The following is a 14,452-nucleotide window of genomic DNA, read 5'->3' on the forward strand; positions in this document are numbered from 1 at the left end:
CAAACGGTTGCGATATGAAATTCGATAACGCATTCATCCCCTGCGGCTTCGCCTGGTCCTCGCCGTTCGTGCGGTGGCAGGGGGCGCTGGCGGATGTCTCCAGCATGGATCTGGGCGTGACCGTCACCAACGATGCGCTCGCCCAGCGCAATTTCGACCCCGGGCGGCTGACCCAGCTGGTCATGGGCACCACCGTGCCGCAGGAGGATTCCTTCTACGCCGTGCCCTGGACCGCCGCCCGCATCGGCGCCGAGGGCATTACCGGACCGCATATCTCCCAGGCCTGCGCCACCGCCGTGGCCTGTGTGGCCAGCGCCGCGGCCAGCGTGGACAACGACCCCGACGAGACCGTGCTGGCGCTGACCACCGACCGCACCAGCAACGGCCCGCTGATGGTCTACCCCAGAAGCCGCAGCATGGGCGGCAGCCCGGGCACCGAAAACTGGGTGCTGGACAACTTCGCCGCCGATCCGGTGACCGGCAAGGCGATGGTGGCCACGGCGGAGAACGTGGCCGCGGAAGCCGGCTTCACCCGCGAAGCCCTGGATGAGGTCGCGCTTCTAAGATACTGCCAATACGAGAAATCCCTGGCCGATGACCGGGCATTCCAGCACCGCTACATGCAGCCGGTTCGCCTGACCGACCGCAAGGGCCGGGTGACCGAGATCGATGCCGACCAGGGCATCCCACCGACCACCGCGGAAGGCCTGGCGGCACTCAAGCCGATGGCTGGCGGTGTGGTCACGATGGGTATGCAGACACATCCGGCAGACGGCACGGCCGGCGCGCTGATCTGCAACGAGGCGACCGCCCGCGAACTGTCCGGCGGCAACGGCATCGTGCGCCTGATCGCCACCGGCTTCGGCCGCGCGGCGGCCGCGCACATGCCCAAGGCACCGGTGCTGGCCGCCGAACGGGCCCTGGCCAATGCCGGCCTGACCTATGCCGACATCAAGCTGGTGAATACGCACAACCCGTTTGCGGTCAATGATCTGTGGCTGGAAAAGCAGACCGGGTTTGCACTGGATCGCACCAACATCTACGGCAGCAGTCTGGTCTACGGCCATCCGCAGGGTCCGACCGGCCTGCGTTCGATTGCGGAACTGATCGAGGCCCTGCGCCTGGAAGGGGGTGGACTGGGGCTGTTCACCGGTTGTGCGGCCGGCGATACCGCGGCAGCGTTGGTGATCGAGGTGTTTGACTAGGAAACGATAACAAGGCCCGCAGGGCCCGGAACGAGGAGGAGACGGGCATGACGCAGGGTTTCGCCGGGGTGCATCCGCCCCGCGACTACAACGCCGCGACGGACTTCATCGACCGTCACGGCCGGGAAGGGCACGGCGGGCGCACTGCGATCATCGATGCCGACGGGCCGGTTAGCTATGACGAACTGACCGAGTTGGTTAACCGGGCCGGCAATGCGCTGCTGGCGCTGGGGCTGCGCCAGGAATCCCGGGTGGCGATGATCATGCATGACAGCCGGCGTTTCCCGGCCGTGTTCTGGGGGGCGATCAAGGCCGGCATCATTCCGATCCCGATCAATACCCTGCTGCGAACCTCGGACTATCGCCACATCCTGACCGATTGCCGGGCCCGGGTGCTGGTGGTCAGCGAACCGCTGCTGGATGAAGTGCGGCCGGCACTGGCCGAGCAGCCATTTCTGGATACGGTCATCGTTGACGGTCAGCCCGGCCGCGACGAACAATCGCTGGCCGATCTACTGGCTGCGGCCGGATCGGACCTGGAGCCCGCCCCGACCACCGCCGACGACGTGGCCTTCTGGCTGTATTCCTCCGGTTCCACCGGCACCCCCAAGGGCGTGTTGCACCTGCACCGGCATCTGCCCGCCACCGCCGAGTGCTACGGCCGCGGCGTGCTGGGCATCGAGCCGGAGGATGTCATCTTTTCGGCGGCCAAGCTGTTCTTCGCGTACGGGCTCGGCAACGGGATGACCTTCCCGTTCGCGATCGGTGCCACCGCGGTTTACTTGCCCGGCCGACCGGCGCCGGATGCCGTGATGGCGGTCCTGCGTGAACACCAGCCGACGATTTTCGGCGGTGTGCCAACGCTTTACGCCGCCATTCTGGCCGATGACGCGAACAATCGGGACAGCGCTTCACCGGTCCTGCGGCGCTGCATTTCCGCCGGCGAGGCCCTGCCGAAGGAAGTGGGTGAGCGCTGGCAGGCGCGCTTTGGTGCGGAAGTGCTGGACGGGGTCGGCTCCACCGAGATGCTGCACATCTTCTTGAGCAATCGTCCGGGCCGGGTCTGCTACGGCACCTCCGGCGAGCCGGTGCCGGGCTATTCGGTGCGGCTGGTGGACGAAAGCGATCACGAGGTGGGACAGGAGGAAATCGGCGAACTGCTGGTCAACGGTCCCTCGGCCTGCACCGGCTACTGGAACCGGCGCGACAAGAGCCTGGACACCTTTCAGGGCCACTGGACCCGCACCGGGGACAAGTACTACCGCGACGCCGAAGGTTGCTACCACTACTGCGGGCGCACCGACGACATGTTCAAGGTCAGCGGCCAGTGGGTGTCGCCGTTCGAGGTGGAATCGGCGCTGATCGCCCACGATCAGGTGCTGGAAGCGGCCGTGGTACCCCATGACGAAGGCGACAACCTGCTCAAGCCCCGGGCCTTCGTCGTGCTCAAGAACGGCTGCACCGCCAGCGACGATCTGGCCGCGGAGTTGCAGGGCTTCGTCAAGGCGCGCATTGCCACCGTGAAGTATCCACGCTGGATCGATTTCCTGGACGAATTGCCAAAGACCGCCACCGGCAAGATCCAGCGCTTCAAGCTACGGGCCTGACCTTGAAACGGCACGGGATCCAGATCATCGCCGACGGCAAGCGTCTTGAAGCCTGCTGGCTGGGACCCGGCCCGGGGCAGGCGCCGACGCTGGTGTTCCTGCACGAGGGGCTGGGCTGCGTGGGGCTGTGGAAGGATTTTCCCGAACGCCTGGTGGCGGCCACCGGCTGCGGTGCCCTGGTCTACAGCCGGGCCGGCTACGGCGGCTCGGACCCCGTCGACCTGCCACGGCCGCTGACCTACATGCATCACGAGGCGCAGGTGGTGCTGCCGCAGGTACTGGATGCCGCCGGCATCCAGCGGGCGATCATGGTGGGCCACAGCGACGGTGGGTCGATTGCCCTGATCCATGCGGGCAGTGTCGACGACCCACGTGTGGCCGCCCTGGTTCTGATGGCGCCGCATGTGTTCAACGAGGATGTGTGCGTTGCCGCGATCGAGCAGGCCCGCCACGCCTACGAGCAGGGCGATCTGCGCACGGGACTGGCGAAATACCACGGCGACAATGTCGATGTGGCGTTCCGGGGCTGGAACGACGCCTGGCTGGATCCCGCTTTCCTGGACTGGAATCTCGAATCATTCCTGCCCGGGGTACAGGTGCCGGTATTGCTGATCCAGGGCGTTCAGGACCAGTACGGCACGGCGGCCCAGATCGAGGCAATCGAACGCCAGGTGTCCGGCCCGGTGCAGACCCTCTGGCCCGAGCCCTGCGGTCACGCCGCCTATCGTGATCAGCCACAAGCCGTCATCAGTGCCACCACGCAATTCCTGGAAAATCGCATGAAGTCGCGTCCGCCAACTACCAACGCATCCGCATTGACGTCACGTGGCGGTGTCTGACGTGATCCCCGATCGCTGGCATTTCGACGACGTCGACACCGATCACGGTGGCCATCATCACGCGCCGGCCGTGCCGGGGGATGCCGGTCTCGAGGGCTGGTCCGGACCACGCTATTCAGCGTTGCCGCTGCCGGCATTCCGGTTTCTGCCGGGGCGCGATGCGCGGCCGGATAGCAGCCATATGCCGGCATTCGACATCTCGGCCGCCGACCCCGCCGACTGGCAGCACTGCGGACCCTATCGGTACGGCGTGGACTGCTTCAACCAGGGCTTCTGGTGGGAGGCCGCTTCCCTCTGGACGGCACTGGCATCCGGCACCGATTCGGCCGATGTCCGCCGCCACTGTCTGAACGGTCTGACCCGGGCGGCCGAGGCCCTGCTGCGGCGGCGGATGGGCTGGCGGTCGGCGGTGGCCCGTCTGCGGCTGGAATCAGGGCAGGCGTTTGCACGGGTACCACAGGCGACGCTCATGGGCCTGCATCTGGCGACATGGTGGCCATGCCTGGACCGCTGTCTGCGGCCTGGCGGGGTGGATTTTCCGCGGATAGAGCTCAATGGCGCCGAGTAAGGAGCACTATAATGCATAATACTGCATTGACCATGCTTGCATAGTGCATTATAGTGCGGAAACAGGGTGAAAATGAATGCCGGCAAGGAGCAACAACATGAGTGCAACGGCAATGACCGGAGCAACCGATGCAGCAGACCACCCGGTGGATTTTCAGACCCATCCGGATCAATACCGTCACTGGCGGCTGTTGTTCGACGGGGAGATTGCCCGGCTGGACATGGATGTCAGCGAGGACGGCGGACTGTTCCCCGGTTACGACCTGAAGCTGAATTCCTATGACCTCGGTGTCGATATTGAGCTCAACGACGCCATCCAGCGGCTGCGCTTCGAGCATCCGGAGGTCAAGACGGTGGTGTTGTCCTCGGGCAAGGAGCGCATGTTCTGTGCCGGTGCCAACATACGCATGTTGGGCAGCTCCAGCCATGCGCTGAAGGTGAATTTCTGCAAGTTCACCAACGAAACCCGCAACAGCATCGAGGACGCCAGCGACAACTCGCAGCAGAAGTATTTGTGTGCGATCAACGGCATGGCCGCCGGCGGTGGCTACGAGCTGGCCCTGGCCACCGATCACATCATGATGGCCGATGACGGCAACGCGGCGGTGGCGCTTCCGGAAGTGCCATTGCTGGCCGTGTTGCCCGGCACCGGCGGGCTGACCCGAATCCTGGACAAGCGCAAGGTCCGCCGTGATCTGGCCGACGTGTTCTGCACCATCGAAGAGGGCGTCAAGGGCAGACGCGCGGTGGACTGGGGTCTTGTCGACGCCGTGGTGCCGGCCTCACGAATGGATCAGGCGGTGCTCGAGCAGGCGCAGGCCATGGCCGCGCAGTCCGATCGCCCGGGTACATCGGCGCAGGGCGTCGAGCTCAAGCCGCTGCAGCGCCGGTTCGGCGATGACGTGATCGAGTACGAGCACATTGCTGCCCGGCTGGATCGGGACGCGGCCACCGCGGACATCACCCTCAAGACGCTGGCCGAGGAAGTGCCATCGACGATGGACGAGGTAGTGAAGCAGGGCGCCGGTTTCTGGGTGCTGGCCCTGGCCCGCGAACTGGACGATCTGCTCCTGCACCTGCGGGTCAACGAACTGGAAATCGGCTCGCTGCTGTTGCGTACCGAGGGCGATGCCGAACAGGTAGCCGCCTATGATGCGTTGCTTGGTGCACATGCCGACCACTGGCTGATGCGCGAAATCCGGCTGTACTGGAAACGGGTGATGAAGCGCCTGGACCTGACCTCGCGCAGCCTGTTCGCGCTGGTGACTCCGGGAAGCTGTTTCACCGGCTTTGTGGCGGAAATCCTGTTCGCGGTGGACCGCAGCTACATGCTGGACGGCGTCTTCGAGGATGAAGATCCGGATCAGACCCCGGCCACCATCCGCCTGACCGAATCCAACTTCGGCCTGTATCCGATGAGCAACGGCCTGACGCGGTTGCAGACCCGGTTCTACGGGCATGACGATCAGCTGGTCGCGGCCGGCAAGCTGATCGGCAAGGACATCGATGCCAGGGCTGCGCTCGATGCCGGTCTGGTCACCTTCGCCCCGGACGATATCGACTGGGAGGACGAGGTTCGCCTGGCGCTGGAGGAGCGCCGCGCGTTCTCGCCGGACGCCCTTGTCGGCATGGAAGCGAATCTGCGCTTCGCTGGCCCCGAAACCATGGAAACACGAATCTTCGGCCGCCTGACCGCCTGGCAGAACTGGATCTTCCAGCGACCCAACGCGGCGGGCGAACAGGGCGCGCTGCGGCTTTATGGCAGCGGCCGCCGCGCGGATTACGACAAGGTCAGGGTCTGACGCTGACGCACCGGAGAATTAGATATGGCATACGAAGCAGTCGATTACGAGACAAAGATCCCAAACAACGTGAATCTCGCCGGCGATCGCAGGCTCCAGCGTGCCCTGGAAAAATGGCACCCCGGGTTCATCGACTGGTGGCTCGGCATGGGTCCGGAAGGCTTCCAGGACAACGAGGTCTACCTGCGCACTGCGGTGGGCGTGGACCCCAAGGGCTGGGCCCAGTTCGGCTACGTGAAGATGCCCGAGTACCGCTGGGGCATTCTGCTGGCCCCGGCCGAGGAGGGCCGCACCATTCCCTGCGGTGACGACAAGGGCAAACCCGCCTGGCAGGAGGTCCCGGGCGAGCACCGGGCCACCCTGCGGCGCCTGATCACCATCCAGGGCGACACCGAGCCGGCATCGGTGGAACAACAGCGGCTGCTGGGCCAGACTGCTCCCTCGCTGTACGACATGCGCAACCTGTTCCAGGTCAACGTGGAAGAAGGCCGCCACCTCTGGGCGATGGTCTACCTTCTGCAGGCCCATTTCGGCCGCGATGGGCGCGAGGAGGCGGAAGCCCTCCTGCAGCGCCGTTCCGGTCATGAGGACACGCCACGCATTCTCGGGGCTTTCAACGAGGCCACACCGGACTGGCTGGCTTTCTTCATGTTCACCTTCTTCACCGATCGGGACGGCAAGTTCCAGCTCGAATCGCTGGCCCAGAGCGGCTTCGATCCGCTGTCGCGCACCTGCCGGTTCATGCTCACCGAAGAAGCCCACCACATGTTCGTGGGCGAGGACGGGGTCAAACGCACCATCCAGCGCACGGTGGACGCCATGAACGAGGCGGGCGTCGAGGATCCCCACGATGTGGATACGGTACGCAAGCTGGGGGTCATCGACCTGCCGCTGATGCAGCGTTACCTGAACTTTCACTTCACCGTCAGCGAGGATCTGTTCGGCTCGGAAACCTCGACCAATGCCGCCAACGCCTTCACCGCCGGCATCAAGGGACGTTACAAGGAAGCCGATATTGACGACGACCACCAGCTGCACAACGACACTTATCCGGTGCTCGAGGCGGTCAACGGCGACTTTGAATTCGTCGACCGGCCGGCGCTGCATTCCCTCAACGCCCGGCTGCGTGACGATTACATCCGCGAGTGCGCTTCCGGCGTCAAGCGCTGGAACAAGGTGATCGCCAAGGCGGGGATCGACTTCGAGCTGGCGCTTCCGCATCAGGCCTTCCGCCGGCAGGTAGGGCAGTTCGCCGATCTCAACGTCACCCCGGCGGGCGAGATCGTCAGCGCCGATGAGTGGCAGGCGAACGCGGACGAATGGCTGCCCGGCGACGATGACTACGCTTACGTGACTTCGTTGATGAAGCCCTGCTACGAACCCGGGAAGTTCGCCGGCTGGATCGCGCCGGCCAAGGTGCCGGTGGACAAGAAACCCGGCGACTTCGAGTTCGTGCGCATCGAGGGCTGAGTGAACCGGTCGGGCGCCGGTGTACGGGGGCCTGCCGGGCGCCGCGGTAATGCGGTACGGTATGCATTATATCTCCGAAGCCGTACGTCTCTTGGCCGACGAACTCGAACCACAGCTTGACGGTTATCTGCTGGCGCTTAGCGACCGGCTGCGTGGTTTGCGCGCAGCCCGCGGCATGACGCGACGTTTGCTGTCCCGGCATTCGTCTATCTCCGAACGCTATCTGGCGCAACTCGAAGGGGGCAAGGCCAACCCTTCGGTAACCGTGCTCTGGCAGCTGGCCTCGGCCCTGGGCGTGGATTTCGGCGATCTGGTGTTGGCGACAAACGAGGGCAACCGCACCATGGATCCGGAGTTGCGCCGTCTGCTGACCCGGCTACCGCCGGATGCGGTGGCCGGGGCGCGGGAACTGTTGCGGGAGTACCTCGGCGAACGCCGTGACAGCCGCGGCGGCATTGCCCTGATTGGCCTGCGCGGGGCCGGCAAGACCACCCTGGGTTGTCATCTGGCGGAAGCGCTGGGCATGCCGTTCTTCCGACTGAGCGAACTGATCGAGGAACTGGGTGGTATGCAGCTCGGGGAACTGTTTTCCCTGGGCGGCCAGAAGAGCTACCGGCGGCTTGAGCGCCAGGCGCTGGAGAACCTGGTGGCCGGCCATCGCCAGTCGATTCTCGAAGTCGGCGGGAGTCTGGTTTCCGAACCCGCGACGTATCAGTTGCTGCAGGGCAGCTTTCGCACCGTCTGGTTGCGGGCCAGTCCCGAAGAGCACATGGACCGGGTTCGGGCCCAGGGTGATCTGCGTCCGATGGAAGAGAGCAACGAGGAGGCCATGGCCGATCTCAAGCGTATTCTTGCGGAGCGCGAGGCCGAATACCGGCGGGCCGATGCGGTGGTGGACACCAGCGGCCGGCGCGTGGATGAATCGCTGGCCGAGCTGAAGCAGACAGTGGCGCGCCTGCTGCCGGCAACCGACGACGCCATCGGCGCCTGATCGAGGAGCAATAGCGAACATGACCGGAACCGCGAAGACCGTACCGCAGAATCCGCCCGACAACGTGTTGATCATCGGCGGTGGCACCGCCGGCTGGATGGCCGCGATTCTGCTCGCCCATGCCTGGCGGCAGCACGGCACCCGGATTACGCTGATGGAGTCGGCGGCGATCGGCACTATCGGCGTGGGGGAGGGGTCGACGCCCCGCATGCGAGTCTTCTTCGAACGTCTGGGCATTCCCGAAAGCGAGTGGATGCCGGCCTGCAATGCGACCTACAAGTGCGGCATCCGGTTTCCCGGTTGGTCGACCCGCCAAGGCTATCGCAGCTACTACCACCCCTTCTTCACGCTCGACGACAATCCGTTCATCCAGCCGTTCTTCCATAACGCCGACCTGCGGCGTCGCAAGAGCGTGGCAGTCGACGCCCATCCCGATTCATTCTTCGTATCCCAGCATCTGGCCCAGGGCCGCCGGGCACCGGTGGCGGGGCGCGGCAACTACAGTACCGACTACGCCTACCATTTCGATGCGGGCCTGATCGGTGAATTCCTCAAGCGCAAGTCGCTGGCCATGGGAGTTCGCCACATCGAGGACACGGTCAACCAGGTCGAGCCGACCGGCACCGGCGACATCGCCGCGGTCCACACCGAACGTCACGGCCGGATGGCGGCCGACCTCTTCGTCGACTGCACCGGCTTTGCCGGATTGCTGATCGGTCGTACGCTGGAGGTACCGTTCCATTCCTACCGGGATCACCTGTTCAACGACAGCGCGGTGGCACTGCCCACGCCCACGGAGTTGAACGTCGGCCTGCCCTCGGAGACGCTGTCAACGGCGCTGCGCCACGGCTGGGCCTGGAAGATTCCGCTGACCAACCGGTTCGGCAACGGTTACGTGTATTCGTCAGATTACTGCTCGCCGGAAGAGGCCGAGCGCGAATTGCGTGAACACACCGGCCAGCATGATCCCGCGGTGGAAGCCCGGCATCTGAAGATGCGCATCGGGCGGCGCGAGGACTGCTGGGCCGGCAACTGCCTGGCCGTGGGGCTGTCGCAGGGATTCATCGAACCGCTGGAAGCCACCGCCCTGATGCTGGTGCAGGAAACGCTGGAACAGTTCATCACCGCCCACGGACAGGGCGAAGCGGCGCGGGCGGCATTCAACCGCCGGATCGGCCAGACCTTCGACGGCGTGCGGGACTACGTGTTCATGCATTACAAGCTCAATACCCGCACCGATACGCCGTACTGGATCGACAACCGGGAGAATGGGCCCTGCTCGGATGTGGTCGAGGCGTTGCTGGCCACCTGGGACAGCCGTGGCGGGGATATCCTGGCCGCACTCAATGAACGCAGCGAACAGCTGGTGTACTCGCATACCTCGTGGATCTGCATTCTCGCGGGCATGGGGCGGTTCCCCCGCAACACCCGCAAGGCAGGACACAAGCACCAGCCCAGCGACGCCCGGGCCGTGGCCCGTACCTGCCAGGGCATGGTGCCGCTGCTCCCGGATCACCGGGCAGTGATCGACGCCATGCTGACCGAGGCCGCGTGAGTACCCGGCCCACCCTGTCGGGTAGTTTTTCACGAATATTGAAACTCGGCGGGTTCGCACCGCGTATAGGCAATATAATTCACGCGGTGTACGTCCGCTAGAGACGTATAACTGTCGGGCGGGAACCAGAACACGTCCCGTACCGGTTTTTGGGGTCTGATCGTGTGCGCGCACGCAGTCAGGCAATCAAGCTGCCGTCGCTAAAATGCGATGTCTGGAGGAGGCGATATGCATATCCGCAAGTACGACGTTGACTACGGTCGTCGAAAAATGATGGAGAAGACCGCCAAGGGGCTCGGCTATGCCGGCGTGCTTGGCAGTGTCTGGCCGATGCTGGCCAAGGGCCAGTCGACCGACATCAAGATGGCTTACCCCGATGAGCAGATCTCCATCGAGGAGCACACCAAGGGCAAGATCTCCGTCGGCGATACCATCACGGCCGACAACCTCGAGCACGTGGAACACCTGCTCGATCCGATTGCCGTGGAAGAGGTCCGTAATGACGGCCGCCAGATCAAGATCCGCGAAGCTACCACCGATGTGCTGGATCTCTTCGAGGAGCCATTCCTCGAGCAGACCATCGCCAATCGCGGCAAGACCGTGGTCGACGACGACGGCAACATCTGGTACGAAAAGCAGGGCACCCCGGCCAAGGGCGGTCTGCCGTTCCCGGAACCCAAGAACGCCTACGAGGCCCAGGCCAACATCAACTACGGCTGGGGTCGTCACAACTACTCGCAGTACGCGATCAAGGACTGGGACATTGGCCCGGACGGCGACGTGCAGTACCAGTACGAATTCGTCTGGTCCGAACTCCAGGTCACGGTGCGTCCGGACGGCAAGGTCTGGAACAACGAAGAAGACATGCTGCGGTACCAGTCGGTGTTCTTCACCGCGCCCAACGAGCAGTCCGGCACTTCGTTCCTGAACACCTGGCCGTATGACCAGCGCCAGTTCCCGGGTCTGGTGGGTTACCTGCCGGCGTTCAAGCGCGTGCGTGAATATCCGACCAACCAGCGCTTCGAGCCGCTGGTGCCGGGCATTACCATGTTCCTGTCCAACGCCTGGGCCGCCGGCGATCCGCTGGCCACCTGGGGCAACATGAAGATCGTCGGCCGTCAGCCGATGCTCGGCGACTTCCATGGTGGCTGGGACGAAGGCCAGAAAGATTCCCCGAACTGGGCGCTCGGTGTGCACGGTGGCCCCCAGGGTCAGACCTACTTCGATACCACCCAGGAACTCTGTCCGGAATGCATCGTGATCGACCTCGAGCCGGTCAAGTATCCGCGTTCCCCGGTGGGCAAGCGCCGCACCTGGCTGGACGCGCGTAACGGCGAATTCGTGCGCAGTGTCGACTACGACCGCAAGGGCAAGATCTGGAAGACCTGGCAGGCCGGCTTCTCCAAGTACACCGGCTTGAAGACCGGTGAGGGTCACGAGCCCTGGAGCTGGCGCTGGGTGCACTGCCACGACATCCAGTCGGGCCGCATGAGCCGCCTCTTCCAGGCACAGGAAGTGACAGGAGGGTACAAGTCCGAGTGGAACACCAGTGGTGATGACGCTTACGACAAGTACCTGACTACCCAGGCGATGCGTCGACTGGGCGCGTAAACCGGCACGGGCCGTTGCGGGGGGTCACCTGATGTGCCCCCCCGCCAGCCGGCTCATCGCGGTTTCAATGGCGGTCCTTCGGGACCGCCTTTTTTATGAACAAAACAGGGTAATGCCCGGCAACGGGAGATGCCAGTCCGGCTGCGCGTCGGTGGCAGCGGATGCGGCAGGCACACGAATCCCGTCGATCCGACGGAATCGACCCGATATCAACGAGAAGGGGTGGTGCGCCGGGGGAGACTCGAACTCCCAAGGGCTATTCGCCCACTAGGCCCTCAACCTAGCGCGTCTACCAGTTCCGCCACCGGCGCAAGCGCGCGCAAGTGTAGCAGACGCGGTCCCGAAAGCGGAGCCCCGGTCGTGGCGAGGCCGCATCATCCGCTAGCGTCGGTCTCCGCCAGCATCGCCCCGATCACCTGGGTCCAGATGCCGGAACCCCGCAGCATCATGCCGCCGTCGGCGGCCACCACGTTGCCGGTGACATAGCCCGCCAACGGGCTGGCGAGGAAGCAGGCGAGAGCGCCCACATCCGTCGTGTCGCCCATGCGGCGGATGGGCACCTCGTCGGCAATCCGGTGCTCACTGCCGGGCGGCGCCAGCCGCTTGAGCCCCTCGGTATCGGCGATCCAGCCAGGCAGCACACTGTTCGCACGGATGCCGTAAGGCCCCCATTCCAAGGCCAGCGTCTTCATCAGGTTGTCCACGCCCGCCTTGGCCGCGCCCGCGTGCGCCTGAAATTCGAACGGTGCCTGGGCCTGACCGGCGGAAATGAAGATCAGGCAGCCACGGGTTTGCCGGAGTTGCTCGAACGCGGCCCGTGCCGCGTTGAAGGCGCCGACCAGATCGATGTCGATCACGGTGCGGAAACCATTGCTCGACAGCTTTTCCGTGGGGGCGGTGAAATTGCCGGCGGCCCCCGCTACCAGCACGTTGATCGGCCCGAGCTGGCTCTCGGTGGTTGCCATGGCCTCCGCCAACGCGTCCATGTCGCGCACGTCGGCCGCCTGGGCGACCACCTCGGCGCCGAGCGTCTCCAGCATCGCCGCCGCATCATTTAGTTTCGACTGGGTCCGGCCGCAGATGGCGATATTGGCGCCGAGGCGGGCGAAACACTGCGCCACGCCCAGGTTGATGCCGCTGCCGCCGCCGGTGATGAATACCGTCTGGCCGTCAAAGAGTGTGGTGGCGAATATATCCTCGAGATTCAAGATGGTTCTCCTCCTGCTGGTGGGGCCTGCTCGTTGTCCGGTGATGCCGGCCCTGTCCTGAGCAGGTGTTTGCGGATCCGGCCGGCCGCCGTCCGCGACAGTACGGGCAGCGGAAAGATCTCATTGGGGTGATGGCTGACGGGCAGGCCGTCGCAACAGAACGTCCGTAGCGACTCGGCATCGAATCCCGCTCCCGCCGCAGGCACCACCCATGCCCGGATGCCGCCCCGGTGAGCAATCACCGCGGCATCGGCAACATCGGAATGCATCGCCAGCCGCATCTCGATGGCGCGAAGATAGACCGGGTCGTCGTTGCGCATCAGCACATCCCCGGCGCGTCCGGCCAGGTGGAGCCTGCCGCTGTCGTCGAAATGGCCGATGTCGCCGGTGTCGAGCCAGTCGGCGCCGCCGGGTCCGCGAGCCAGAATGCTGCCGATCTGTCCGGACGGACAATCAAGGTTTGCCTGATCCCTAACCCGGATGTCGACATGAGGAGCAGCGCCCCCGACCGGTGTAGTCGATTCTCGTGGTTCGGCAGTCAGTCGGGGGCCGAGGCTGATGAAACCAGCGGTTTCCGCATTGCCGTAGAGCGGACGCAGGCTGACCCCGGGCAAGACGGCAAGCGTCCGGCCAACAAGGGTGTCGTCGGCAAGATCACCGGCCAGCAGGATGCGATCCGGCAGGTGGCCGGCGTCGTCCGCGGCCTGCCCGGGATACGCGCGCAGCCATGCCGGTGTGGTCAGGAGGTCGGTCACCGCGGCCGGGCCATGCGCGCATTCCCATTCGCCTGCCTCAGGCATCACCAGGCACCCTGCCCGCATCATCACCGCCATGGCCGCCGTCATCACGGTAGCGTTCGAAAGCGGTTCGGTGGTGGAAAGTATGGGCGTATTCGGCAGCCCGCCCTCGGCCAGTAGTGATAATGCCGCCACGACGAAATCCTGGTGCCGCAACGGCACCGGACGTGGCCGCCCGCCGATGCCATCGGTGTGAAACCGCCCGAGTGCATGTATTTCGGCGGCATCCGGCGCCGGTAGTGGATCGTGGCCGGTGACCAGCGTCGTCAGCGGGATCGCTTCGGCCGGCGCGGCATCCCGGCCGGCGTGGACCAAGACGCGCAGATACGGGCAGCGATCCAGCAGTTCGCCAATCCGTCCGCCGTTGGCATCATCAACGACCAGGCCGACCGCCGCCGTATTCCGCAGGGCCGCCACGGCGGCATCGCTCGACCCGCGTGGATCGATGGGCACCAGCTCGGCCCCGGCCCAGGCAACGGCCAGGCTGGCGACCAGGGTGTCGCGATGCTGCGCCGCCAGGACCGCTACCGGATCCGTCGGCCGCACGCCCAGTTGCCGCAATCCCCCTGCCAGACGCGCCACACGATCGGTAAGCGCGGCGTAGGTCCATGTGTCATCGCGATCGGTGATCGCCGGCCGGCACGGCCACTGGGCCGCGGCGCGTTCGAGTAGCTGGATACAGTTCATTGAAGGGCGGTTCTCGCTTGATCCGGTCGCTAAGACAATAGCTTCCCGCGAATCGCCATCGTCAGGCGGGCTGGTCTCGACAGTATCAAATGGCATGTCATGCGCATCATTGA

The 14,452-nt window shown here is 65.0% G+C and carries 11 protein-coding genes and 1 tRNA gene; 9 read left to right on the forward strand and 3 right to left on the reverse strand.

Features of this window, described 5'->3' with window-relative positions; genetic code table 11:
* Positions 1-14 precede the first annotated feature (14 nt).
* The 9 genes from RM532_RS12005 (at position 15) to RM532_RS12045 (ending at position 11,647) form a co-directional block, all read left to right on the forward strand.
* Positions 15-1,205, forward strand: a complete 1,191-nt coding sequence (locus RM532_RS12005; RefSeq protein ID WP_311653574.1) for a thiolase family protein — start codon at positions 15-17, stop codon at positions 1,203-1,205.
* 47 nt (positions 1,206-1,252) lie between these two features.
* Positions 1,253-2,812: a benzoate-CoA ligase family protein gene (locus RM532_RS12010; RefSeq protein ID WP_311653575.1), complete on the forward strand. Its 1,560-nt coding sequence runs from the start codon at positions 1,253-1,255 to the stop codon at positions 2,810-2,812.
* Between the two features lie 2 nt (positions 2,813-2,814).
* Positions 2,815-3,651, forward strand: a complete 837-nt coding sequence (locus RM532_RS12015) for an alpha/beta fold hydrolase (protein WP_311653576.1) — start codon at positions 2,815-2,817, stop codon at positions 3,649-3,651.
* Complete coding sequence (locus RM532_RS12020; protein ID WP_311653577.1) at positions 3,644-4,219, forward strand: DUF309 domain-containing protein; 576 nt, start codon at positions 3,644-3,646, stop codon at positions 4,217-4,219. Before RM532_RS12015 ends, RM532_RS12020 begins: the two co-directional genes overlap by 8 nt.
* 97 nt (positions 4,220-4,316) lie before the next feature.
* Positions 4,317-6,020 carry a 2,3-epoxybenzoyl-CoA dihydrolase gene (gene boxC / locus RM532_RS12025; protein ID WP_311653578.1) on the forward strand — a complete coding sequence of 568 codons (1,704 nt, stop codon included), beginning with the start codon at positions 4,317-4,319 and terminating at the stop codon, positions 6,018-6,020.
* A gap of 24 nt (positions 6,021-6,044) precedes the next feature.
* Entirely contained in the window at positions 6,045-7,490 is a 1,446-nt protein-coding gene (gene boxB, locus RM532_RS12030) for a benzoyl-CoA 2,3-epoxidase subunit BoxB (protein ID WP_311653579.1), read from the forward strand.
* Positions 7,491-7,581: 91 nt separating this feature from the next.
* Positions 7,582-8,481: a helix-turn-helix transcriptional regulator gene (locus tag RM532_RS12035; protein ID WP_311653580.1), complete on the forward strand. Its 900-nt coding sequence runs from the start codon at positions 7,582-7,584 to the stop codon at positions 8,479-8,481.
* Positions 8,482-8,500: 19 nt separating this feature from the next.
* Positions 8,501-10,036: a tryptophan halogenase family protein gene (locus RM532_RS12040; protein WP_311653581.1), complete on the forward strand. Its 1,536-nt coding sequence runs from the start codon at positions 8,501-8,503 to the stop codon at positions 10,034-10,036.
* Positions 10,037-10,264: 228 nt separating this feature from the next.
* Positions 10,265-11,647 carry a DUF1329 domain-containing protein gene (locus tag RM532_RS12045; protein ID WP_311653582.1) on the forward strand — a complete coding sequence of 461 codons (1,383 nt, stop codon included), beginning with the start codon at positions 10,265-10,267 and terminating at the stop codon, positions 11,645-11,647.
* A gap of 223 nt (positions 11,648-11,870) precedes the next feature.
* Here the strand turns inward: RM532_RS12045 and RM532_RS12050 are convergent.
* The 3 genes from RM532_RS12050 to RM532_RS12060 all read right to left on the reverse strand — a co-directional run bounded on the left by RM532_RS12050 (position 11,871) and on the right by RM532_RS12060 (position 14,339).
* Positions 11,871-11,958 (reverse strand) — tRNA-Leu (locus RM532_RS12050).
* Between the two features lie 63 nt (positions 11,959-12,021).
* Positions 12,022-12,855, reverse strand: a complete 834-nt coding sequence (locus RM532_RS12055) for an SDR family oxidoreductase (RefSeq protein ID WP_311653583.1) — start codon at positions 12,853-12,855, stop codon at positions 12,022-12,024.
* A complete protein-coding gene (locus tag RM532_RS12060; protein ID WP_311653584.1) occupies positions 12,852-14,339 on the reverse strand; it encodes a class I adenylate-forming enzyme family protein in 1,488 nt (495 codons plus the stop codon). The genes RM532_RS12055 and RM532_RS12060 overlap by 4 nt, the downstream gene beginning before the upstream one ends.
* Between the last annotated feature and the right edge of the window lie 113 nt (positions 14,340-14,452).

It is taken from the genome of Spectribacter hydrogenoxidans, from assembly GCF_031846275.1.
GTDB lineage: Bacteria > Pseudomonadota > Gammaproteobacteria > Nevskiales > Salinisphaeraceae > Spectribacter > Spectribacter hydrogenoxidans.